A 21,653-nucleotide genomic window follows, 5' to 3' on the forward strand; every position below is an offset into this window, starting at 1 on the left:
GACGCCGCACCCCCGCCCGGCCCCCGGGCGGGGGCCTCAGCCCTCGCCCGTCCGCTCGCGCACCACGCGCAGGTCGTCGGCGATCCGCTCGAGCAGCCCGTCAAGCGAGTCGAACGTCTCCTGGCCCCGCACGAACGACCCGAACTCGATCGCCGCCCACTGGCCGTACAGATCCAGGTCGTTCCGGTCGAGCGCGTGCCCCTCGACCGTCCGCACCGTGCCGTTGAAGTGGGGGTTCGTCCCGACCGAGACGGCCGCTGGCATCCGTTCCCCCGCCGCGATCAGCCAGCCCGCGTACACGCCGTCCGCGGGGATCGCCGAGTGCGGCACCGTGTCGATGTTCGCGGTGGGGATCCCCAACTCCCGCCCCCGGCGCGCCCCGTGCACCACCGTGCCCTCGACCCGGTGCGGGCGGCCCAGCACCTCGGCTGCGCCCGCCACGTCGCCCTCGCCGATCAGCCGCCGCGCCAGCGACGAGGAGAACGCCTCACCCCCGCCCGCCGCGCCCCGCTCGTACAGGTCGACGACCTCCACGTCGAAGCCATAGGTTCCGCCCAGCTCGGTCAGCGTCGCGACCGTCCCCGCCGCCTTGTTCCCGAAGCGGAACGTCGGCCCCTCCACCACCGCCCGCGCGTGCAGCGTCTCCACCAGCACCTTCACCACGAACTCGGCGGGCGACAGCTGCGAGAACTCCTTGGTGAACGACAGCACCAGCACCGCGTCCACGCCGAGCCCCTCGAAGAGCTCGGCCCGCCGCGGGTGCGGCGCGAGCAGCGGCGGGTGGGTCCCCGGCCTGGTGACCTCCTTGGGGTGCGGGTCGAAGGTGACCACGACCGAGGGCACCCCGCACTCCCTGGCGCGCGCCACCGCGCGCCCGATGATCGCCTGATGCCCCCGGTGCACGCCGTCGTACGAACCGATGGTGACGACGCTGCGCCCCCAGTCCTCGGGGATGTCCGCCATGTCACGCCAGCGCTGCACCGTTCGCTCCTCGCCGTCTCACTCTCGGCCACCTGCCGATCAACGGTACCCGCCGCAGCTCCCGCGGCAGGCGGGCGGTCGGCCCGCAGGCCGTTCAGGCGAAGACGGCCAGGCTGCGCGCCCGTTCGTCCGCCGCGTCGATCAGCGCGATGAACCGCTCCTCGGGCCCGAACACCGCCACAGGCCCTGGCGGCAGCGGGGGAGTGGGGATCCGCGCGCCATGGCCCAGCAGGGTCGCCTGCCGGTCGTCCACGTCCCAGCGGGGGAACGCCGCCGCCGCGGCCTCACCGAGCGGCAGCACCGCCAACTCCTCACGCAGCCGCTCGAGCGTGTGCGCCGCGCCCAGGTCATACGGGCCGACCCGGGTCCTGCGCAGCGCCGTCAGATGGCCACCGGTGCCGAGGGCCGCGCCCAGGTCGCGGGCCAGCGCCCTGATGTACGTGCCCGACGAGCACACGACCGACACGGACAGGTCGAGCACGGCCGCGCCGTCCCCCGCGGTCGCCGCGGCGATGTCGCCGACCGTGAACTCCCGCACGGTGACGGGCCGGGCGGGGATCTCCACGTCCTCGCCCGCCCGCACCCTGCGGTAGGAGCGCTTGCCGTCGATCTTCACCGCGCTGACCTTGGCGGGCACCTGCATGATGGCGCCCGTGAGACCGGCCACGGCGGTGTCGATCGCGGCCCGCTCGACGCCCGCGGCCCCCGCGCTCGCGGTGACCTCGCCCTCGGCGTCGTCGGTCACCGTGGTCTGGCCCAGCCGGATCGTGCCGGTGTACTCCTTCTCGGTCAGCGCCAGATGCCCGAGCAGCCGGGTGGCCCGGCCGAGGCCGAGCAGCAGCACCCCGGTGGCCATGGGGTCGAGCGTTCCCGCGTGCCCCACGCGGCGGGTGCGCGCGATGCCGCGCATCACGGCGACCACGTCGTGCGAGGTGAAACCGGCGGGCTTGTCGACCACCACAAGCCCGTCGGCGGTGCTCCCTGCCATCCCCCGATCAGTCCTTGTCCCGGCCGTCGCCGTCGGTGCCCGCGTCGGTGTCCTGGGCGTCCTCGTCCACGTCGTCCTCCCTGACGTGGTACGGGTCCGCGCCACCGGCGTACTCGGCGCCCGCCGAGGCCCGCCTGACCTCCTCGTCCCGCTCCCGCGCCCTGCTGAACAGGTCGTCCAGGTTCCGCGCGGTCTCGGGGAGCGCGTCGGGCACGAACTCCAGGCTCGGCGTGTGCTTCACGCCCGCAGCCGCGCCCACCGCCGAGCGCAGCACGCCCCTGGCGCTGCGCAGCCCGGCGGCCACCTCCTCGCGGTCGGACTCGTCGCCGTACACCGTGTAGAAGACGGTCGCCTCCCGCAGGTCCCCGGTGACCCGGGTGTCGGTGATGGTCACCCGCGTGCCGAGCCTGGGGTCCTTGATGTCCCGGTGCAGCTTCTCGGCGACCACCTCGCGGATGAGGTCCGCCAGCCTCTTGGCCCGTGCCTTGTCGGCCACTGGTCCGTCTCCTTGTTCGAGCTGTCGGTGCTGGGTTCCGTCGGCCTCGTCGCCGCGCTACTCGTCGTGCTCGCCGTGGATGCGGCGCCGCACGGACAGCAACTCCACCTCGGGGCGGGCGGCGACCCAGCGTTCGCACCGGTCCAGGATCTCGGTCAGGTGCCCGGCGTCCCCCGACACCAGGGCCAGCCCGATCTCGGTGCGCCGATGCAGGTCCTGCGCGCCCACCTCGGCGACGCTGACGGCGTATGTACGTTGCAGCTCCGCCACGATCGGCCGCACCACGGAGCGCTTCTGCTTGAGCGAGTGGACATCCCCGAGCAGCAGGTCGAAGGACAACGTCCCGGTATACATGCGGTGATCGTAACGGGAGCGGCCGGGGCCGATCGACGGGGTTTCCCCCGGCCGACCGGCCCCGGCCGGCTGTGTCACACGCGGGGCTTCTCCCGCATCTCGAAGGTCGCGATGACGTCGTCGACCTTGATGTCGTTGAAGTTCCCGAGGTTGATGCCGCCCTCGAACCCTTCGCGGATCTCGGTCACGTCGTCCTTGAAGCGGCGCAGCCCCTCGATCGTGAGGTTGTCCGCCACGACCTTGCCGTCGCGCAGCACGCGGGCCTTGGTGTTCCGCCTGACCTCGCCCGAGCGGATGAGCACACCCGCGATGTTCCCGAGCTTGGAGGAGCGGAAGACCTCGCGGATCTCCGCGGTGCCGAGCTCGACCTCCTCGTACTCCGGCTTCAGCAGGCCCTTCAGGGCCGCCTCGATCTCCTCGATCGCCTGGTAGATGACCGAGTAGTACCGGACGTCCACGCCCTCGCGCTCGGCCGCCTGCGTGGCACGCCCCTCGGCGCGCACGTTGAAGCCGATGACGATGGCGTCGGAGCCCGCCGCCAGGTCGATGTCGGTCTCGGTGACCGCGCCGACGCCGCGGTGCAGGACCCGCAGGTCGACGCCGTCGCCGACGTCGAGCTGGAGCAGCGAGGACTCCAGGGCCTCGACCGAGCCGGACGCGTCGCCCTTGAGGATGAGGTTGAGCTGCTGCACCTCGCCCGCCTTGAGCACCTTGTCCAGGTCCTCGAGCGAGACCCTGCGGGTCCGCTTGGCGAACGCGGCGTTCCGCTCGCGGGCGGCGCGCTTCTCGGCGATCTGCCGCGCGGTGCGGTCCTCGCCGACCACCAGGAAGTTGTCCCCGGCGCCCGGCACGTTGGTCAGACCCTGCACCAGGACGGGCGTCGAAGGCCCGGCCTCCGTGAGGTTTCGGCCAGCGTCGTCCAGCATCGCTCGCACGCGGCCGTGGGCGTCGCCCACCACCATCGTGTCGCCGACTCGCAGTGTGCCGCGCTGCACCAGCACGGTGGCCACGGCGCCGCGGCCGCGGTCGAGGTGCGCCTCGATCGCGATGCCCTGGGCGTCCTGGTGGGGGTTGGCCCGCAGGTCGAGCGAGGCGTCCGCGGTCAGGATGACGGCCTCGAGCAGCCCCTCGATGTTGGTGCCCTGGCGCGCGGAGATGTCGACGAACATCGTGTCGCCGCCGTACTCCTCGGCCACAAGACCGTACTCGGTGAGCTGGCCGCGCACCTTGGTCGGGTCGGCGCCCTCGACGTCGATCTTGTTGACGGCGACGACGATCGGCACGTCGGCGGCCTTGGCGTGGTTGAGCGCCTCGACCGTCTGCGGCATCACGCCGTCGTTGGCCGCCACCACGAGGATCGCGATGTCGGTCGACTTCGCACCGCGGGCCCGCATGGCGGTGAACGCCTGGTGACCCGGGGTGTCGATGAAGGTGATCGCGCGGTCCTCGCCGTTGACGTCGATCGACACCTGGTAGGCGCCGATGTGCTGGGTGATGCCGCCAGCCTCGCCCTCGATGACGTTGGTCTTGCGGATCGCGTCGAGCAGGCGCGTCTTGCCGTGGTCGACGTGGCCCATGACGGTGACGACCGGCGGCCGCGAGGCCAGGGCCTCCTCGCCGCCCTCGTCCTCGCCGAACTCGATGTCGAACGACTCGAGCAGCTCGCGGTCCTCCTCCTCGGGACTGACGATCTGAACCGTGTAGTTCATCTCGTCGCCCAGGAGCTGGAGCGTCTCGTCGGAGACCGACTGCGTCGCCGTGACCATCTCGCCCAGGTTGAACATCACCTGGACCAGCGAGGCCGGGTTGGCGTTGATCTTCTCGGCGAAGTCGGTCAGGGACGCGCCACGGGAGAGCCTGATGGTCTCGCCCTTGCCGCGCGGCAGCATCACGCCGCCGATCGACGGGGCCTGCATGGCCTCGTACTCCTGGCGCCGCTGCCGCTTCGACTTCCGCCCGCGCCGCGCGGGACCACCGGGACGCCCGAACGCGCCCTGCGTACCGCCGCGGCCACCGGGACCACCGGGACGGCCACCGCCACCGGGGCCGCCGCCGAAGCCGCCCGGGCGACCCGCGCCGCCGAAGCCGCCACCGCCACCGGGGCGCGTGCCGGTGCCGGGACGGCCACCGCCGCCGCCGAAGCCACCGCCGCCCCCACCGGGACGCGGGCCGCCGCGGCCGCTGAAGCCGCCGCCACCGCCGCCAGGACGCGGGCCGCCGCCCCCACCGGGACGGCCACCGGGGCCGCCTCCACCGGGGCGTCCGCCAGCCGGCGGACGCTGCGGCATCATGCCGGGGTTCGGGCGGTTACCACCGGGGCCGGGGCGCGGCCCCGCGGGACCGCCCTGCGGACGCGGCATGTTCCCCGGGGTGGCGCGGCCGCCACCGGGAGCCTGCGGACGGGGACCGGGGCGGTCCTGACCGCCACCGGGCCGGGGGCCCGGACGCTCCTGGCCACCGGGACGTGGCCCGGGGCCCGGGCGCGGCGCCTGCTGCGGGCGCGCCATGCCGGTCGAACCGCTGGTCGTGAAGGGGTTGTTGCCCGGACGAGGGCCCGCGGGCCTGCCGCCGGGCTTGGGGGCGTTCGGCTTGGCGGGCGCGGGCTTCGGCCCGCCGCCAGGCTTGGGCGCCCCGGAACGCGCGCCAGGGCGCGGCGCCTGCTGGCCCCCGCCGCCACCGGGCCGCGGGGCGGCCTGGCGCTGCGGAGCCGGTGCCTCGGCGGCGTCGGCGGGCGCGCTGAACTCGGGAGCCGCGGGAGCGGCGGGACCCGGCCTGGCGCCGGGCTTGGGGGTGGGACGGGGCGCGCCCGGCTTCGGGGCGACGCCACCGGGGCGCGGCGCGCCCGGCTTCGCGGTCACGGCGCCCGGCTTGGGCGCCGGGGGACGCGGCGAGGGGGCACCCGGCCTGGCGGACCTGCGGCCGCCACTGCCGTTCCCCGTGCTGAACGCGTCCGTCAGCTTGCGTACTACGGGCGCCTCGATCGTCGAGGACGCCGAACGGACGAATTCACCAAGCTCTTGGAGCTTGGCCATGACGACCTTGCTCTCGATTCCAAGCTCCTTGGCGAGCTCGTATACCCGGACCTTAGCCACTTCGCTCCTTTACGGTCCGGGGTCGGTCGTCCGCCGGACCTTCGCTACTTCACGGGCGTACTCATCGCGTACTCATCGAGTGCTCATCGCAATCTCGACCTACTTCCGACTCGCGAGGTACCTGGCCGCGCGGACCGTCCGCGCGGCGTTTCTTACGTCTTACGGTCTGCCTGGCCGACCACCTGTCGCAGCTCTCCGGTGTCAAGCGGCCCCTGGACCCGCAGGGCCCGGGGAAACGCCCGACGCCGTACCGCCAGCTCCAGGCAGGCCGGTGTGGGATGCAGATACGCACCCCGACCGGGCAGCGTACCCCGATGATCGGGGACACAGCGATCCTCGATCACCACCACACGCAGCAGCCCCGATCGGGCCGTGCGCTGGCGGCACCCCACACAGGTGCGCTCAGGGCAGGCCTGGGCCCGGGTCCGGCCAGACACTTGTGATTCTACCTCCCCGCGTGCCCTGCCCCGAGGGCGGGCTCACGCCACAGTTCCCCAACGCCACGCGCGCCGACGGCATTCCCGCGCCCGCGCGCCGCGCCCGCCGCGGGGGCCTCATCCGGTGGGCTGCTCGCTCGGCTCCGTGTCCGGCCTGATGTCGATGCGCCAGCCGGTGAGCCGGGCGGCGAGGCGGGCGTTCTGCCCCTCCTTGCCGATGGCGAGCGAGAGCTGGTAGTCGGGCACGGTCACCCGCGCCGACCTGGCCAGCTGGTCGACCACGTCCACCTTGGTGACCCGGGCGGGGGACAGCGCGTTGGCCACGAGCTCGGCCGGGTCGTCCGACCAGTCGACGATGTCGATCTTCTCGCCGTGCAGCTCCGCCATCACGCTGCGCACCCGGCCGCCCATGGGCCCGATGCAGGCGCCCTTCGCGTTGAGCCCGGGGCGCAGCGAGCGCACCGCGATCTTGGTCCTGTGCCCGGCCTCGCGGGCGATCGCCGCGATCTCCACGGACCCGTCCGCGATCTCGGGGACCTCGAGCTCGAACAGCTTCTTGACCAGATTGGGATGCGTGCGTGACAACGTGACCGAGGGGCCGCGCGCCCCCTTCACCACCCGCACCACGTACGAGCGCAGGCGCGCGCCGTGCGGATAGCTCTCGCCTGGCACCTGCTCCTGGGGCGGCAGGATGGCCTCCAGCCTGCCGATGTCCACCAGCACGCTCTTGGGGTCACGGCCCTGCTGCACGATCCCGGCGACCACGTCGCCCTCGCGCCCCGCGTACTCGCCGAAGGTGATGTCCTCCTCGGCGTCCCGCAGCCGCTGGAGGATCACCTGCTTCGCCGTGGTGGCGGCGATCCGCCCGAAGCCCTGCGGGGTGTCGTCGAACTCCCTGGGCTTCACGGGCTCTCCGGCCTCGCCCGAACCGTTCGGCTCGGCGCCCTCCGCGGGGGCGCGCAGCTCGGCCAGCTCGTCGGCGTCCTCGCGGGCCCACACCGTCACATGCCCGGTGGAGCGGTCGAGCACGACCCGCGCCTGGCGCCTGCTGCCCTCGGTGCGGTGGTACGCGATGAGCAGGGCCGACTCGATGGCCTCCACCAGCACGTCGAAGGAGATCTCCTTCTCCCGCACGAGCGCCTGAAGCGCCTTCATGTCGATGTCCACGGCTACGCCTCCTTGGTGCTCTCGTCGTCGGCGGGCCTGCGGCTGAACTCGACCTCGACGCGCGCCGACGCGACCTCGGCGAGGTCGACCCGGCGAGCCGTGCCCTTGCGGCCCTTCTCCCCGGGGATCTCCAGATCAAGCCCGGTGTCGTCCACGGCGACCAGCCGCGCGGCCAGCTCGCCGCCCCCGGTCAGCCGCAGCCGCACCAGCCGCCCCACCGAACGCCGGTAGTGCCGGGGCTCCGTCAGCGGGCGCTCCGCGCCCGGCGAGGTCACCTCGAGCACATAGGGGGCGCCGCCCATGAGGTCGCTCTCGTCCAGCGCCTCGGACGCGGCACGGCTCAGCTCGGCACAGGCGTCCAGGCCCACACCCTTGTCGGTGTCCACCACGACCTGGAGAACGCGCCGCCGCCCGGCCGGGGTGATCTTCACGCCCTCGAGGTCCATCCCGCGCTTGGCGGCCAGCGGCTCAAGCAGCTCCCGCAGCCTGTCGATCTGGGTGGTGCTCATCCGGGTGACTCCTCGGCCGCGTCTGCTGTTGTCTCGGTGCCTTTCGCGCGTGTCGGCGCGTCCGGCCAACAGCCTATCGCCTGTGGCACGGTACGCGGACCGACCGGAGGGGCGGGGCTGGCGCGCCGTGGACGGGGTGGCGCAGGGATGGGCGGAGCGCACGGGTACGCTCACGGGGCGGTGATCTCTTCCGACCGCCCGCGGCTCTCGGGGGCCCCGGGGCGCGGAGGCCGCCGCATACGCCCACGGCCCACCGCGAGAAGGGGAAGTGCGGGGAACCATGTCTCCTGCCGTGCCCTCTACCGTGTCCCGACGTTCCCTGCTGACCGGCATCGTCCTGGTCGGCGCCCTGACCGGATGCACCTCGGGCGGCGACGAGGCGGCCGGTCGTGCCGCCGCCGCGAGCGACAGAGGGCTACGCCGCCGCGTGGCGAGGGACAGCACCGCGCTCCTGGCGCGTTACGACGCCACCGTCTCGGCGCACCCCTCGCTCGCCGGCGCGCTGACGCCGTTCCGCGAGGTCGTCACCGCCCATGTCACCGCGCTCGACGAGCCCGGCGAGGCCACGACCGGCGTCGCGGGCGCCGCCCCCGAGGTGCCCGCGAGGCAGGACCGCGCGATCGCCGCGCTCGTCGACGCCGAGCGCCGCGCCGCCGAGGAGCGGCTTGCCGCGCTGGCCGACGCCCCGCCCGAGCTCGCCAGGCTGCTCGCCTCCCTGGCCGCCGCCGGCGAGGTCCAGGCCCACCTCCTGAACGAGGTACGCCCATGAGCGAGACACCGTCCGAGCTGGACGCCGCGCAGGCCGCGCTCGCCGCCGAGCACGCCGCCGTCTACGGCTACGGCGTGGTCGGCGGCCGCATCGGCGAGGAGCGCGGGCGCGAGGCCCGCGAGGCGCACGACGCGCACCTGGCCCGCCGCGACGCCCTGCACCGCACCGTTCGCGACCTCGGCGGCTCGCCGGTCGCCGCGGCCGCCGGATACGCGCTGCCGTTCGAGGTGACCGACAGCGCGAGCGCCGTGGAGCTGGCCGTCGAGCTGGAGACCCGGCTGGCTGGCGCCTACGCGGACCTTGTGCTGGTCGGCGCGGGCGACGTCCGCCGCGACGCCGCCGACGCGCTGCGCGACGCGGCGGTGCGCGCCGCCCGTTGGCGCGGCCATGGCGAGCCGTTCCCCGGGCTCGCCGAGTACGCGGAGCGGGAGGGGACCGGCTGACATGGCGGCCCCCGTGCACCATCCCAAGCCCCCGCCGCGGCTGGCCCGCGCCCAGGAGGCGGCCGCGGGCGGCTGGCTGGCCGGGCTGCCCGCGCTCGTCGACGACGTGTGCGCCCGCTGGAAGCTGACCGCCGAGCGGGTCGTGGAGCCGGGCGGCAGCAGCAGCATGACCGTGCTGGTCACCGCCGCCGACGGCGGACGCGCGGCGCTGAAGATATCCCCGCCCGACGGCTCGGCCGCCGCCGAGGAGGCCGCGTTGCGCCGCTGGAACGGCCTGGGCGCCGTCCGCGTGCTGCGATCGGCGCCCGACGCGGGGGCGCTGCTCCTCGAACGGCTGCGCGGCGAGACCTCGTTGCGCTCGCTCCCCGACGCCAAGGCCATGCTCGAGGCCGTCTCGGTGGTTCGGCGGCTGTGGGTGGACCCGGGGGAGGGCCACCCCTTCCCGACCGTGGGGGAGCGGACCGCGGCCCGGGCCGCGCTCATGCGCGCCGCCGCCGACGACGAGACGGGCCCCCTGGTCGATCAGGCCCTGCGGCACCACGGGGAGCTGATGGCCGCGCCGGGCGAACGGCTGCTGCTGCACGGCGACTTCCGCCAGGGCATCGTGCTGGCCTCGGACGCGGAGCGCTCCCCCTGGCTCGCCGTCGGGCCCGAGCCGCTCGTCGGCGAGCGGGCCTACGACCTGGCCCGGCTGGTCCGCGACCGCCTGCACGACCTGGTGGCCTCCCCGGGCGCCGCCGCGATCACCCGCCGCCGGGTGACGCGCCTGGCCGAGTCGGTGGACCTCGACCCCGACCGGCTGCGCGCCTGGTCCCACTTCCGCGCCGTGGAGTCGGCGCTGCGCAACCTCGACCAGGGGCGGACGGCGGACGCGGAGATGCTTCTGGAGTTCGCCACGTGGCTGTGAGCCCGGCCGGTCAGCGGCGCAGCGGCAGGGGGGCGCCCATCACGGCGTAGGGGCAGGGCGCCGAGGGAAACAGGACCCGGCGGGCGAGATCCTGGTAGCCCAGCTTGTGGTAGAGCGCGCGGGCCGGGCTTTCGGTGTCGATGGCCGAGAGGATCGAACGCGGCTCCGTGGCCCCGTCGGTGAGCGTGGTGATCAGCCTGCGGCCTATCCCGCGGTGCTGGAACTCCGGCAGCACGTGCAGCTCGGTGATGGCGAAGGAGCCGTCAAGCCACGCGTCGTTGCCCGCCCGCCGCAGATACGGCTCGACCACGGTGGACCACCACTGCGCGCGGTCGTTGGGCATGCCGTAGACGAAGCCGACGAGCCGGCCCTGGCCGACCGTGGCCCCCAGGGCGCGGGCGCCGGGGCTGGCGAGGTGGCGGAGCACGATGTGGCGGCGCACCCCGACCTCCTCGGCGCTGAGCCCGAACGCCGCCGCCTGCACGGCCAGCGCCTCGTCCACCCGGGCCGCGAGGTCGAGCGGACCGATGGCGATGTCCCGGACGTCGGGGAAGGCCCCACCGGCGGATGCTGTCATGCGGGGAGGCTAACGCGCCGCGCCGACGAAGTCGCGCCCGGTACCGCGAATGGCCCGGCCGGGACGGGGACGGTTCAGAACAGCACGCTCATCAGCGTCCCGGTGCGCGTGAAGCCGAGGCGGCGGTAGACGGCGAGCGCGGGTGCGTTGAAGTCGTTGACGTACAGGCTCACCACGGGCGCGGTCTCGGCGAGGGCGTGCGCAAGCACGGTGGCGAGCCCGGCTGTGGCCAGGCCCTGGCCGCGCCGGTCGGGGGCCGTCCAGACGCCCTGGAGCTGGCAGATGTCGGGGGTGACCGCGCCGATCTCCGCCTTGAACACCACCCGCCCTTCCTCGACCCTGGCGAAGCAGCGGCCCGTGCCGAGGCTCTCGGCGACCCGCGACTGGTAGGCCAGGCCGCCGTCGTGCGCGTCGAGCGGCGAGATGCCGACCTCCTCGGTGAACATCGCCACGGCGGCGGGGAAGACCAGGTCCATCTCCGCCTTGCCAAGGCGCCGCACCAGCGGGTCGGGGGTGATGCCACGCGGCACCGCGCCGGTGACCAGCAGGGGCTGGCGCGGGCGCAGTTGACGCGCGGGGCCCCAGTGCGGCTCGAGCCTGGCCCACAGGCGCGCGGTGGGCCCGGCCGGGCCCACGATCGAGGAGCAGCGGCGGCCCTCGCGCAGCGCGCGGTCGGCGAACGCGCGCACGGCGCCCGCGTCGGCGCTGATGGGCACGAGGTTCGCCCCCGCGTAGCAGAGGGAGGTGAGCTTGCCCCGGCGGTAGTAGCCCCACATCTCGCCCCCGAGATAGGGGGCTTCGAGCCCGGAGTCGAGCACCCGGGCGGTGACGAAGGCGTTGGCGGGCGGGTCCTGGTGGAGCACGGCGAGGACGTCGTCGAGCTCGGGGGAGCCCAGGACCCGAGTGGTGGGTGTGGTCAGCACGGACAGGGCCTTCGAAGGGTCGGGGACAGGAGCGGGCAGGGGTCAGGTGACCGTGACCGTGGGGTCGCCCGAGGGGACGCCCTCCTTCTCCATCGACTCGGCGATCTTCATGGCCTCGTCGATCAGCGTCTCCACGATCTTGGACTCGGGCACGGTCTTGATGACCTCGCCCTTGACGAAGATCTGGCCCTTGCCGTTCCCCGACGCGACGCCGAGGTCGGCCTCCCTGGCCTCGCCTGGCCCGTTGACCACACAGCCCATGACGGCCACGCGCAGCGGGACTTCCATGCCGGTCAGCCCGGCGGTGACCTCCTCGGCCAGCTTGTAGACGTCGACCTGGGCGCGGCCGCACGACGGGCAGGAGACGATCTCGAGGCCGCGCTCGCGCAGGCCGAGCGACTCCAGGATCTGCGTGCCGACCTTGACCTCCTCCACCGGAGGGGCGGAGAGGGAGACGCGGATGGTGTCGCCGATGCCCTCGCTGAGCAGGGCGCCGAACGCCACCGCCGACTTGATCGTGCCCTGGAACGCCGGGCCCGCCTCGGTGACGCCGAGGTGGAGGGGGTAGTCGCAGCGCTCCGCGAGCAGCCGGTAGGCGTTGACCATGATCACCGGGTCGTTGTGCTTCACGGAGATCTTGATGTCGCGGAAGCCGTGCTCCTCGAAGAGGGAGCACTCCCACAGCGCGGACTCCACGAGCGCCTCGGGCGTCGCCTTGCCGTACTTGGCGAGCAGGCGCTTGTCGAGGGAGCCGGCGTTGACCCCGATGCGGATGGGGGTGCCGGTGTCCGACGCGGCCTTGGCGATCTCGGCGACCTTGTCGTCGAACTGCTTGATGTTCCCGGGGTTGACCCGGACCGCGGCGCAGCCGGCGTCGATCGCCGCGAACACGTACTTGGGCTGGAAGTGGATGTCGGCGATGACCGGGATGCCCGACTTGCGGGCGATCACGGCCAGCGCGTCCGCGTCGTCCTGCGTGGGCACGGCGACCCTGACGATCTGGCAGCCCGACGCGGTCAACTCCGCGATCTGCTGCAATGTCGCACCGATGTCCGAGGTGCGTGTCGTCGTCATCGACTGTACGGAGACCGGCGCTTCACCGCCTACGGCGACGGATCCGACCTGGATCTGGCGGCTGACGCGGCGCGTGGCCAGCTTGGTCGGGACGGACGGCATTCCCAGCGAGATGGCTGTCATGTGATTCGTGCAACCCCACGGTAAGGACGGGCGGGCTCCAGGGCTTCGAGCCTACGGCACCTCACCCGGTCAACCGCACCGGGTTGACAATATCCGCGGCGAGCACCAACAGGGTGAAGCAGATGAACACGCCCGCCACTACGTACGCGACCGGCATCAGCTTCGCGACGTCGAAGGGGCCGGGGTCGGGGCGCTTGGTGACCCTTGCCCAGCCGCGGCGCACCGACTCCCACACGGCGCCCGCGATGTGGCCGCCGTCCAGCGGAAGCAGCGGCAGCATGTTGAAGAGGAAGAGCGAGAGGTTGAACCCCGCGACCAGGAACAGCGCCGTCGCCACCTGCTGGCTCGCCGGGATGTCCAGGGTGAAGATCTCGCCGCCCACGCGGGCCGCGCCGACCACGCCCATCGGGGAGTCGGGCTCCCGCTCGCCGTTCCCCAGGGCGGCGTTCCACAGCCCAGGGATCTCCGACGGGATGTCCACCAGCGCCTGCACGCCCGTGGTCATGATGTCGCCCATGCGCTCGACGGCCTGCGGGAAGTCCTGCCTGACGATGCCTCCCGCGGGCGAGAAGCCGAGGAACCCGGCGGTCACGAACTCGCCCTCGACATAGCCGCCGTCGCCGTCGGTCCTGGCGACCTGGTTCTCGATGAGGTCGGCCTGGAGGTCCATCTCCCGCCCGTCGCGCTCGACGGTGATGGTGGCCGCGCCCGTGGTCTCCCTGATGCGCTCCTGGAGCGTGCCCCACTCGTCCATGCGCTCGCCGTTGAACGCCACGATGACGTCCCCCGCGCGCAGCCCGGCCGCCGCGGCGGGCGCGGGCCGGTCGGTGTCCTGGCAGTCCCTGGGCTCCTCGCTCTGGTCGATGACGCACTCGGAGACCGTGCCCACGGTGGTCGTCTGGGTGTTGATCCCGAAGCCCATGAGCACGCCGAGGAAGATCGTCACGGCCAGGATGAGGTTCATCCCCGGGCCCGCGAACATCACGATCACGCGCTTCCACGGCTTGCGCGTGTAGAACAGCCGCTTCTCGTCGCCCGGCTGGAGCTCTTCGAACGCGGCGGCCCTGGCGTCCTCGATCATCCCCCGGAACGGCGACGTGGAACGCTGCCGGATCGCGCCGTCGTCGCCCGGCGGGAACATCCCGATCATGCGGATGTAGCCGCCGAGCGGGATCGCCTTGACCCCGAACTCCGTCTCCTTCTTCTTCCGCGACCAGATCGTCGGCCCGAAGCCGACCATGAACTGCGGCACCCTGACCCCGAACATGCGCGCGGTGGAGAAGTGCCCCAGCTCGTGCCACGCGATGGAGAAGAGCAGCCCGAAGACGAAGACGAGTATGCCGAGGATGAACATCAACGCCGTCATGCGGTCACTGCCTCCGTCGTGGTCCCGCCCGCCGTCCCGGCGAGCTCGCGGGCACGCTGCCGCGCCCTGGTCTCCGCTTCGAGGACGTCCGACAGGGTCAGGGAGGTTCCGGGAGAGGAGTCGCCCTGCTCCTCGACGACCCGGGCGACGGTGTCCACGATCCCGGTGAACGGCAGCAGCCCGGCGAGGAACGCGTCGACACACTCCTCGTTCGCCGCGTTGAACACCGCGGGCGCGGTACCGCCGAGGCTACCCACCTTCCGGGCGAGCGGCACCGAGGGGAAGGCATCGGTGTCCAGCGGCAGGAACTCCCACGTGTGCGCCCGCGTCCAGTCGCACGGCGCCGCCGCCCCCGGCACCCGCTCCGGCCAGCCGAGCGCGAGCGCGATCGGCATCCGCATGTCGGGCGGGCTCGCCTGCGCCAGCGTCGACCCGTCGGCGAACTCCACCATCGAGTGCACATACGACTGCGGGTGGACCACGACCTCGATCCGCTCGAACGGGATGCCGTAGAGCAGATGGGCCTCGATCACCTCAAGGCCCTTGTTGACCAGCGTCGCGGAGTTGACCGTGATCACCGGGCCCATGTCCCACGTGGGGTGCGCCAGCGCCTCCCTGGGCGTCACCCCGGCCAGCTCGCCGCGCGACCTCCCGCGGAACGGGCCGCCGCTCGCCGTGACCACGAGCCGCGCCACCTCGGCGCGGGTGCCGCCCATGAGCGCCTGGAAGAGCGCCGAGTGCTCGGAGTCCACGGGGATGATCTGGCCCGGCTTCGCCAGCGACGTCACCAGCGGGCCGCCCACGATGAGGGACTCCTTGTTCGCCAGGGCGAGGATGTGGCCCGCCTCCAGCGCCGCCAGCGTCGGCGCGAGGCCGATCGAGCCGGTGATCCCGTTCAGCACGGTGTGACACGGGCCCGCCGCCAGCCGCGTCGCCGCGTCGGGGCCCGCCAGGATCTCCGGGATCGGCTGCCCCACGCCGTACTGCGCCCGCAGCGCCTCCCGCAGCTCGCCTGCCCTGTCCTCCCTGGCGATCGCGACCGTCCGCACCTGGAGCCGGTGCGCCTGCCCGGCCAGCAGGTCGATCCGCCCGCCCGCGGCCGAGAGGCCCGTGACCCGGAACAGCTCGGGATTCCGCAGCACCACGTCGATGGCCTGTGTCCCGATCGACCCCGTCGACCCCAGGACCACGATGTCCCTCGGCCCTTCGGGCGGCGGCTCGGCCGGGTAGCGCGCATGCGGATCGGCGAGACAGACGGCGCTCAAGGTCATCCTCCCATTGTCACTGCTCCCCACGGTGCCCCGGACAGGGACCCCGTCACGGCCCCTCCCCTACCCATGACCCACATCGAGCCGACTGGGGTTGCCCAGCAGTCCCGTTTCGCTGTCCGTCGGCACCATCCGCACCAGCAGCCTGGCCGTCCTGGTGCACCACAGCGTGGCGTTCTCGGCGAACGTCGGCAGCGCTTCGGCCTGCACCTCGGGCAGCGCGAGCAGCCGCCCGACGACCCGCGCCTCGTCGGGCGACACCCGCTGCACCCCCACGAGCGCCGCCCGCTCCACCAGCCGGTGCGACACCTGGCTCAGATACGGCAGCAGCGTCAGCACCGGCTGCCACGGCGCCGAGGCGACCCGCCCCCGCGGCGGCTTGATCCCGCAGTCCCGCACGACGAGCACCGGGCTGCCGAGCGTCGCCCCCAGCGGAGGCACCCGGCCCACCTCGTGCAGCGTCATGCACTCGAGGCCGCCGTTCGCCGCCTGCGCCAGCCGCGTCCACAGCTGCGGGCGGCCCGTCTCCACCACGACCCGCGCCCCCGTCGCCACCGCCCGCAGCGCCAGCACCTGCGCCGCCCACACCCCGCCGATCAGCACCACGTCGTACGGCACCGGGTGGTGGATCCCCAGCACCGCGGGCCGCGACCTGCTGTCCACCCCGACGATGATCCCGTCGTCCCCGACCGGCAGCGCCAGCGCGTCGAGCTCATCGGCCGACAGCACGTGCCCCGCGCCGCCCATCAGCGCCCACCCCCGAGCGGCAGCGTCGCCCGCAGCCCCGAAAGCTGCCGCCGGTCCATCCGCGCCAGCCCCACCCGGGCGGCCCGCGCCGCCCGCACCAGCTGACGGCTCGCCTCGCGCAACTCGCCCTCGCCGCGCCCCGTGACCCGCACATGACCACTCAGCACGGCGCCGCCCCGCCCCTGGCCCCGCAGCGTCAGCGCGAACGTCGTGGCGAACGCGGGCAGCGACGTCAGCAGCGCCACGAGGCCCGGCAGCGGTGTCGCACCGGGGCCGAGCTCGGGCCACCGCGCCACCCGGAACGTCGTGTGCCACCGGTCGTCGCACCGCCAGGCCCGCAGCCCCTCCGCCGTCCTGCGCGGCCTTTGCCCCTCGCTCCGGCCTATCAGCGCCGTCGCCGCGGGATTCGAGCTCGTGCACGCCGCCACCGCGGAGAGCAGCTCGGCCTCGCTCAGCACCGTCGCAGTGAACCCCGCCCCGGTCAGCCTGCTCGCCAGCTGATCGGCCGCGCGCGTCAGACAGCGCTGCGCGCCGGGAAGCCCCCCGCCGCGCTCCGCCACCGCATCGGGGCACAGCTCGGGATCGAGCCGCAACGCCACCCACGTCAGCCGCAGCGCGGGCGCGTCACCCTCCCGCTGCAACAGCGTGTAACTCGTCCCCGCGACCGACCTGTCCGGCAGCACGGGCGCTGGCGCGGGCTGCGTGTACTGCACCGACTGCACCGACTCCAGGCGGATCCCGTCCGTCTCGAGCGCCCCGTACAGCAGCGAGAGGGGCAACGGGCGCACCGCGCGCCCGGGTTGCAGCGGGGCCATCGCGGCCTCGACGCGCAGCACCGCCGTCAGCGTCCCGCCGTCCTCCGCCATCCCGACCTCGCGCCGCTCCCTGCCGTCCCGCCCACCGCGCGCGGCCACCGCGTAACTCCGCAGCCCGGGGCGGCACTCGGCGGCCAGCGCGAACAGCGGATCCGCGCCAGGCGGCGGCGCATCGGCCGCCGCCCGCTTCGCCCGCCGGTCCACCAGCGCCGCGCCGAGCCACCCCGGCAGCGTCTCCCCCCGCCGCCAGGCCACCACCACGAGCACGAGCAGCGCCGACGGCACCACCGCGAGCGCCCCGAGCGCCCAGCTCCCCGCGGCCCACCCGGCCGCCACCAGCCCACCGGCCGCCTGCACGCACAGCAGCGGCCCCAGCGGGACCGGCCCACCCGGCCCCGGCACGGCCCGCGGCAGCACCGCGCGCCCAGGACCTCCGGCCGTCCGCGTCGTGGCGTTCGCCCGCATCTCGCCCCCCTCCCGACAGTGATCGAACCGTCACCCGGCATAGTAGATCCTCGGTCTGACGTCCGGTCACGGGCAGGGGGAGGGGCGGACACCCATGGCGTCACGCAAGGACGAGCTGAACGCGTACACCTTCGCCAAGCGGCGCACGGTCGCGGCGTTCCTCCAGCCCGCGCCCACCGTGACCGAGGAGGGCGCGCCGCGCCCTCTGCGCGCGGTGCTGCCCGGCATGGTCGTCGGCGCGCTGATCCTGGCGGGCTTCGGCGCGTGGGGGATGTTCCGCCCCTCCGTCCCCGAGGGCTGGGACGAGCCGGGGCGCAACATCATCATCGGCAGCGACTCCACCACCCGCTACGTCGTCCTGGAGACCGAGGGCCGCGCCCAGCTCCACCCCGTGCTCAACCTCGCGTCCGCCCGCCTCCTCCTCGACGACCCCGACTCGTTCGACATCGTCGAGGTCGACGAGTCCGAGCTGGACAGCGGCGCCATCCCGCGCGGCCCCACCCTCGGCATCCCCTACGCCCCCGACCGGCTCCCCGCCACCGACGAGGCCGCCGAGGCCAAGCGCTGGGCCGTCTGCCTGCGCCCCGGTGGCGGCGAGGGCGACATCCAGCAGGCCACGTTCGTGCTGGCCACGGACGACACCGACCGCGTCGAGGGCGACGAACGGCTCACGGGCCGCGATGTCCTCTTCGTCGAGTCGGAGGGGACGCCCTACCTCGTGGACCCCTCGGGCACCCGCTACCCCCTCGCCGAGGAGGGCCGCGAGGTGCTGCTCCGCCTGCTCACCCGGGGCGATCCGCAGCCCGTGAGCGAGGAGTGGCTGGCGACGTTCGCCGAGGGCGACACCATCGGCTTCCCCGAGCTGCCCGACGTGGGCGCACCGGCCGGGGTCCCCGGCCTCGTCGAGGCGGCGAACACCGTCGGCATGGTCGTGCGCGCCCCCACGGGCGCTGGCCCCCAGCACTATGTCGTCCTGCCGGGACGGGTCGTCCCCGTCACCGACTTCACCGCCTACCTGGTGCTCAACAGCCCCGCCACCGAGATCCTCGGCCAGCAGGGCGACGCCCTGGCACTCAGCGCGCAGAACATCACCCCGGCCCCACCGGACGCGAGCGTCGAACGCGACTGGCCCGAGCCCGTCACCGAGCAGGTCAACGGCGCGGGCCGGGACACCGTCTGCTCCGTGCTCCACGACGTGGACGACCGCGACGGCGGCACCGAGGTCACCGCGTGGGCGGGCGATGACTACCCCGCCACCATCGCGTCGGGGGCGGCCAACGCCTATGTCACCCCCGGCTCCGGCCTGCTCTACCGCCAGGTCACGGGCGAACAGGCCGACGCGGGCCGCGTCTTCCTCGTCACCGACACCGGCCTGCGCTACCCCGTCCAGGCCACCGCCACCTCCACCGAAGGCGAGCCCGACGACCGGGCGCACATCCGCCTCGGCTACGGCGACGTCACCCCGGTCCCGGTCCCCGCCCACTGGTCGGAGTTCCTGCCGACGGGGCCGAGCCTCGACACCACCAACGCCAAGCAGCCGCAGGGTTCCTGACATGGCACGCCGCATTCGCATCCATGACCGCGTCCGCATCGGTGACCGTGTCCGCGTTCGCGCCGCGCTGACCGCCCTGCTGCTGACGGCGCTGGGCACCGCGGGCGCCCCGCCCGCCGCCCACGCGGACGGGGGGCGCTGCGCGTTCCCCGCCGAGAACATCGAGGAGCGCCCCTGGGCGCTGCAACGCGTCCTCCTCGACCGCGTCTGGCAGGAGAGCCACGGCGGGAACGTGAGCGTCGCCGTGATCGACACCGGCGTCGACACCGCCCATCCGCAGCTCGCCGGTGCCGTGGACGCCGCGCGCGGCGCGGACTTCACCGACGCCGATGGCGACCACACGACGGACACGGTGGGCCACGGCACCAAGGTCGCGGGCATCATCGCCGCCCGCCCGCACGACGCCACGGGCTTCGTCGGCCTGGCGCCCGAGGCCACGATCGTCCCCATCCGGCAGAACGACGCGGAGGGCAGCGGCTCCGTCGCCACCCTCGCCCAGGCGATCGACCACGCGGTCGGTGTGGGCGTGGACATCATCAACATCTCCCAGGACAGCGACGCCGCCCCCGGCGAGGAGTCCGAGCTGGCCAGGGCGGTGAACGCCGCGCTGGACGCGGACATCGTGGTCATCGCCTCCGTCGGCAACGACGGCGCCGACGGCGAGCGCCGCCTCACCTACCCCGCCGCCTACGAGGGCGTCCTCGCCGTCGCCGCGTCCGACCGGAACAACGAGCGCGCCCCGTTCTCCCAGTCAGGCGACTTCGTCGGCATCGCGGCGCCCGGCGTTGACATGGTCTCCACGGTCCCCCGCGGCGGCCACTGCGTGGACAGTGGCACGAGCTTCGCGGCCCCGTATGTCGCGGGCGTCGCGGCCCTGTTGCGCGCCGCACAGCCGGACTGGACGGCCGAACAGGTCGTCACCCACCTCAAGCAGACGGCGGAACGGTCCCAGCCGGGCCCCGACGAGGACCTCGGCTGGGGCGTCGTCGACCCCGTCCGCGCCCTCACCCAGGACACCTCGCCCCCGGGCCCCACCCCGGTCCCCGACCCTCCCGCACCCGCGGCCCCTGCCCCCGACGTCGAGCCCCTCGACCTGGGCGAGACCCACGCCGAACGCGCCGAACGCCTCGGCACCTTCGCCATCCTGACGGCCACTCTGCTGACGGCGGCCCTGGCGGGCACGGCCCTGATCGTCCGTGACTATCGCCACCGTAACGGCCTTGCCTCAATGCGTAGCGATCGGCATAAGATGGGATCTCCACGGTGACTGAGGGGGCACCGGTGGAGGGGAGGGTGGGATGACAACGGATTCGGTCCAGCCGCCGAGTCAGCCGGATTTGTATCTCGCGGACGGTGAGCTGAGAGAGTTCTCGAGCTGGCTGAGCTTACTGTTGGACAAGCTGAACGGCTCCGGCGTGAGCGGCGAGCAGGTCAGCGTCCTGAACACCGCGGAGCACCACTTCGGTGAATCGCCCGCGGCGGCAGAGATCTTCGCCGAGTACGAAAGGGTGCGCGCACGCCTCGAGGAATTCGTGCGCCTTCAGCAAGAGGCCATCGAGATGCTGAGTATCTCCACCGCTGCGATGGAGAACGACTATGTGACTGCCGACCAGGAGGAGTTCGAGCGGTTCCAGCAGATCAGCGCGAACTTCGACTCGCTGTACGACAGGGGCAGGGGTTCCGGCTCCGGGCCAGGGGACGTGCTTCTGTGATGGGGGGTCGGGGCGATGAGTGAGCACGAGTCCGCGTCGCACGAGGCGTTGGTGGCCATGATCGCCAATGGCGCCCCCGAGGCGCTCACCTCCCGGGCGGAGATCCTCATCGAGATGGCGCCCTACCTGGAGACGGTGGGGAACTTTATCTGGATGCGGATCGCGACCATGCCGTGGGAGGGGGAGGCGGCCGAGACGATCCGGGCGTGGGGCGATCACTTCCGGCGTGAGTCGGCGATGCTGAGCAAGTACGCGTCGGTCACGGGCAACGCCATGCAGATGGCGGGGGAGGCGCTTGCCCAGGCCAAGTCCTCGATGCCCCCGGTCCCCGACTCGCCGCTTGGCCCCGTGGAGACCGGCACGGTGGCGGACCTGATCACGGCGGGTGTCGAACGCGAAGAGGCCATCGGCGTGATGGACCGCCTGGCATCCTCCTACCGCATCGCGGCGAACACGATGTCGAGGGCGGTAGAGCCGCAGTTCGAGGGTCTGGCTCCCAGAGGCTTTCGGGCCCCTTCGCCCGGCCCCGCGGGTGACTCCCCGGTGGCGGGGACCATGCCACCTGGCGGCGCGTCCGAGCCCGTCGGTTGGTACGGGGCGACGCCGGGAGGCGGCGGGACGCCGTCCTCTCCCGATGCCTTCCAGTCACCACTCCCGGCTGAGACAGGCCAGGCGGTGTCGGGGGCGCCGATCCGGCCCGCCATCGGGGGCGCCGACGAGCGCATCGGCACTTCGTTGGACTCCCTCACCACGGCCCCACCTTCGGCACCACCAGCCGGTCCGCCGTCACCTGTTGGGCCCACGCCCACGACTCCGCCGCTTGACCATGGCGGCGGACCGCTGATCCCGCCCGGGGGGCCACCGGCACGGTTGGGGCCCGGCCTCGGC

General features: G+C 73.6%; 22 protein-coding genes. 6 read left to right on the forward strand and 16 right to left on the reverse strand.

All coding sequences use genetic code 11. The features are described 5' to 3' along the window. Window positions 1-36 precede the first annotated feature (36 nt). From DEH69_RS28845 to rimP, 8 genes are all read right to left on the reverse strand, one after another. Window positions 37-981 carry a bifunctional riboflavin kinase/FAD synthetase gene (locus DEH69_RS28845; protein ID WP_113689928.1) on the reverse strand — a complete coding sequence of 315 codons (945 nt, stop codon included), beginning with the start codon at window positions 979-981 and terminating at the stop codon, window positions 37-39. A 94-nt stretch (window positions 982-1,075) separates the two neighbouring features. Beyond that, window positions 1,076-1,969 carry a tRNA pseudouridine(55) synthase TruB gene (truB, locus tag DEH69_RS28850; RefSeq protein WP_113689929.1) on the reverse strand — a complete coding sequence of 298 codons (894 nt, stop codon included), beginning with the start codon at window positions 1,967-1,969 and terminating at the stop codon, window positions 1,076-1,078. Window positions 1,970-1,976: 7 nt separating this feature from the next. Further along, window positions 1,977-2,465, reverse strand: a complete 489-nt coding sequence (gene rbfA, locus DEH69_RS28855; RefSeq protein WP_113689930.1) for a 30S ribosome-binding factor RbfA — start codon at window positions 2,463-2,465, stop codon at window positions 1,977-1,979. 57 nt (window positions 2,466-2,522) lie between these two features. After that, window positions 2,523-2,819 (reverse strand): DUF503 domain-containing protein, encoded by a 297-nt coding sequence (locus tag DEH69_RS28860; RefSeq protein ID WP_113689931.1) that lies wholly within the window; start codon window positions 2,817-2,819, stop codon window positions 2,523-2,525. Window positions 2,820-2,893: 74 nt separating this feature from the next. After that, entirely contained in the window at window positions 2,894-5,911 is a 3,018-nt protein-coding gene (gene infB, locus DEH69_RS28865; RefSeq protein WP_113689932.1) for a translation initiation factor IF-2, read from the reverse strand. A gap of 152 nt (window positions 5,912-6,063) precedes the next feature. Beyond that, a complete protein-coding gene (locus DEH69_RS28870) occupies window positions 6,064-6,348 on the reverse strand; it encodes a YlxR family protein (RefSeq protein WP_113689933.1) in 285 nt (94 codons plus the stop codon). Between the two features lie 117 nt (window positions 6,349-6,465). Then, on the reverse strand, window positions 6,466-7,515 hold the full coding sequence (gene nusA / locus DEH69_RS28875) for a transcription termination factor NusA (RefSeq protein WP_113689934.1): 1,050 nt from the start codon (window positions 7,513-7,515) through the stop codon (window positions 6,466-6,468). A 2-nt stretch (window positions 7,516-7,517) separates the two neighbouring features. Then, window positions 7,518-8,024 carry a ribosome maturation factor RimP gene (gene rimP, locus DEH69_RS28880; RefSeq protein WP_113689935.1) on the reverse strand — a complete coding sequence of 169 codons (507 nt, stop codon included), beginning with the start codon at window positions 8,022-8,024 and terminating at the stop codon, window positions 7,518-7,520. A 304-nt stretch (window positions 8,025-8,328) separates the two neighbouring features. Between rimP and DEH69_RS28885 the strand changes: the two genes are divergently transcribed. The 3 genes from DEH69_RS28885 to DEH69_RS28895 are packed head-to-tail and all read left to right on the forward strand — an operon-like array spanning window position 8,329 to window position 10,143. After that, complete coding sequence (locus DEH69_RS28885) at window positions 8,329-8,793, forward strand: hypothetical protein (RefSeq protein WP_258535035.1); 465 nt, start codon at window positions 8,329-8,331, stop codon at window positions 8,791-8,793. After that, window positions 8,790-9,236, forward strand: a complete 447-nt coding sequence (locus DEH69_RS28890; RefSeq protein WP_113689937.1) for a ferritin-like domain-containing protein — start codon at window positions 8,790-8,792, stop codon at window positions 9,234-9,236. The genes DEH69_RS28885 and DEH69_RS28890 overlap by 4 nt, the downstream gene beginning before the upstream one ends. 1 nt (window position 9,237) lies before the next feature. After that, window positions 9,238-10,143 (forward strand): aminoglycoside phosphotransferase family protein, encoded by a 906-nt coding sequence (locus DEH69_RS28895; protein WP_113689938.1) that lies wholly within the window; start codon window positions 9,238-9,240, stop codon window positions 10,141-10,143. A gap of 10 nt (window positions 10,144-10,153) precedes the next feature. Here the strand turns inward: DEH69_RS28895 and DEH69_RS28900 are convergent, their stop codons facing one another. The 7 genes from DEH69_RS28900 to eccE all read right to left on the reverse strand — a co-directional run bounded on the left by DEH69_RS28900 (window position 10,154) and on the right by eccE (window position 17,501). Then, a complete protein-coding gene (locus DEH69_RS28900) occupies window positions 10,154-10,720 on the reverse strand; it encodes a GNAT family N-acetyltransferase (protein WP_113689939.1) in 567 nt (188 codons plus the stop codon). Window positions 10,721-10,794: 74 nt separating this feature from the next. Continuing rightward, the gene (locus tag DEH69_RS28905) at window positions 10,795-11,643 is read right to left on the reverse strand and encodes a GNAT family N-acetyltransferase (RefSeq protein ID WP_113689940.1); all 849 of its coding nucleotides are present in this window, start codon (window positions 11,641-11,643) and stop codon (window positions 10,795-10,797) included. Between the two features lie 42 nt (window positions 11,644-11,685). Continuing rightward, a complete protein-coding gene (ispG, locus tag DEH69_RS28910) occupies window positions 11,686-12,840 on the reverse strand; it encodes a flavodoxin-dependent (E)-4-hydroxy-3-methylbut-2-enyl-diphosphate synthase (protein ID WP_113689941.1) in 1,155 nt (384 codons plus the stop codon). 61 nt (window positions 12,841-12,901) lie between these two features. Continuing rightward, window positions 12,902-14,206 (reverse strand): RIP metalloprotease, encoded by a 1,305-nt coding sequence (locus DEH69_RS28915; RefSeq protein WP_113689942.1) that lies wholly within the window; start codon window positions 14,204-14,206, stop codon window positions 12,902-12,904. Beyond that, window positions 14,203-15,477: a 1-deoxy-D-xylulose-5-phosphate reductoisomerase gene (gene dxr / locus DEH69_RS28920; protein ID WP_113689943.1), complete on the reverse strand. Its 1,275-nt coding sequence runs from the start codon at window positions 15,475-15,477 to the stop codon at window positions 14,203-14,205. Before dxr ends, DEH69_RS28915 begins: the two co-directional genes overlap by 4 nt. Before the next feature lie 60 nt (window positions 15,478-15,537). Beyond that, a complete protein-coding gene (locus tag DEH69_RS28925; RefSeq protein WP_113689944.1) occupies window positions 15,538-16,221 on the reverse strand; it encodes a hypothetical protein in 684 nt (227 codons plus the stop codon). After that, complete coding sequence (gene eccE, locus DEH69_RS28930) at window positions 16,221-17,501, reverse strand: type VII secretion protein EccE (protein ID WP_113689945.1); 1,281 nt, start codon at window positions 17,499-17,501, stop codon at window positions 16,221-16,223. Before eccE ends, DEH69_RS28925 begins: the two co-directional genes overlap by 1 nt. 94 nt (window positions 17,502-17,595) lie before the next feature. On the opposite strand from eccE, the gene eccB reads away from it, so the two are divergent. From eccB to DEH69_RS28945, 3 genes are read left to right on the forward strand one after another with little or no spacing between them, the layout of a single operon-like run. Then, complete coding sequence (eccB, locus tag DEH69_RS28935; RefSeq protein WP_113689946.1) at window positions 17,596-19,053, forward strand: type VII secretion protein EccB; 1,458 nt, start codon at window positions 17,596-17,598, stop codon at window positions 19,051-19,053. Between the two features lies 1 nt (window position 19,054). After that, window positions 19,055-20,320: a type VII secretion-associated serine protease mycosin gene (gene mycP / locus DEH69_RS28940; protein WP_113689947.1), complete on the forward strand. Its 1,266-nt coding sequence runs from the start codon at window positions 19,055-19,057 to the stop codon at window positions 20,318-20,320. Window positions 20,321-20,351: 31 nt separating this feature from the next. Then, window positions 20,352-20,765, forward strand: coding sequence for a hypothetical protein (locus DEH69_RS28945; RefSeq protein WP_113689948.1), 414 nt, complete (start codon window positions 20,352-20,354; stop codon window positions 20,763-20,765). A gap of 215 nt (window positions 20,766-20,980) precedes the next feature. Here DEH69_RS28945 and DEH69_RS31860 read toward each other — a convergent pair whose 3' ends face one another. Then, on the reverse strand, window positions 20,981-21,145 hold the full coding sequence (locus DEH69_RS31860; protein WP_181727645.1) for a hypothetical protein: 165 nt from the start codon (window positions 21,143-21,145) through the stop codon (window positions 20,981-20,983). Between the last annotated feature and the right edge of the window lie 508 nt (window positions 21,146-21,653).

Origin of the sequence: Streptomyces sp. PT12 (assembly GCF_003311645.1) — a bacterium.
Lineage (GTDB): Bacteria > Actinomycetota > Actinomycetes > Streptomycetales > Streptomycetaceae > Streptomyces.

Excerpts from the sequence above, each read along its gene's own strand:
- truB (WP_113689929.1), bottom strand. The coding sequence starts at position 1,969 with ATGGCAGGGAGCACCGCCGACGGGCTTGTGGTGGTCGACAAGCCCGCC.
- DEH69_RS28860 (WP_113689931.1), bottom strand. The coding sequence starts at position 2,819 with ATGTATACCGGGACGTTGTCCTTCGACCTGCTGCTCGGGGATGTCCAC.
- rimP (WP_113689935.1), bottom strand. The coding sequence starts at position 8,024 with ATGAGCACCACCCAGATCGACAGGCTGCGGGAGCTGCTTGAGCCGCTG.
- DEH69_RS28890 (WP_113689937.1), top strand. The coding sequence starts at position 8,790 with ATGAGCGAGACACCGTCCGAGCTGGACGCCGCGCAGGCCGCGCTCGCC.
- DEH69_RS28895 (WP_113689938.1), top strand. The coding sequence starts at position 9,238 with ATGGCGGCCCCCGTGCACCATCCCAAGCCCCCGCCGCGGCTGGCCCGC.
- DEH69_RS28900 (WP_113689939.1), bottom strand. The coding sequence starts at position 10,720 with ATGACAGCATCCGCCGGTGGGGCCTTCCCCGACGTCCGGGACATCGCC.
- ispG (WP_113689941.1), bottom strand. The coding sequence starts at position 12,840 with ATGACAGCCATCTCGCTGGGAATGCCGTCCGTCCCGACCAAGCTGGCC.
- DEH69_RS28915 (WP_113689942.1), bottom strand. The coding sequence starts at position 14,206 with ATGACGGCGTTGATGTTCATCCTCGGCATACTCGTCTTCGTCTTCGGG.
- dxr (WP_113689943.1), bottom strand. The coding sequence starts at position 15,477 with ATGACCTTGAGCGCCGTCTGTCTCGCCGATCCGCATGCGCGCTACCCG.
- DEH69_RS28925 (WP_113689944.1), bottom strand. The coding sequence starts at position 16,221 with ATGGGCGGCGCGGGGCACGTGCTGTCGGCCGATGAGCTCGACGCGCTG.
- eccE (WP_113689945.1), bottom strand. The coding sequence starts at position 17,501 with ATGCGGGCGAACGCCACGACGCGGACGGCCGGAGGTCCTGGGCGCGCG.
- eccB (WP_113689946.1), top strand. The coding sequence starts at position 17,596 with ATGGCGTCACGCAAGGACGAGCTGAACGCGTACACCTTCGCCAAGCGG.
- mycP (WP_113689947.1), top strand. The coding sequence starts at position 19,055 with ATGGCACGCCGCATTCGCATCCATGACCGCGTCCGCATCGGTGACCGT.
- DEH69_RS28945 (WP_113689948.1), top strand. The coding sequence starts at position 20,352 with ATGACAACGGATTCGGTCCAGCCGCCGAGTCAGCCGGATTTGTATCTC.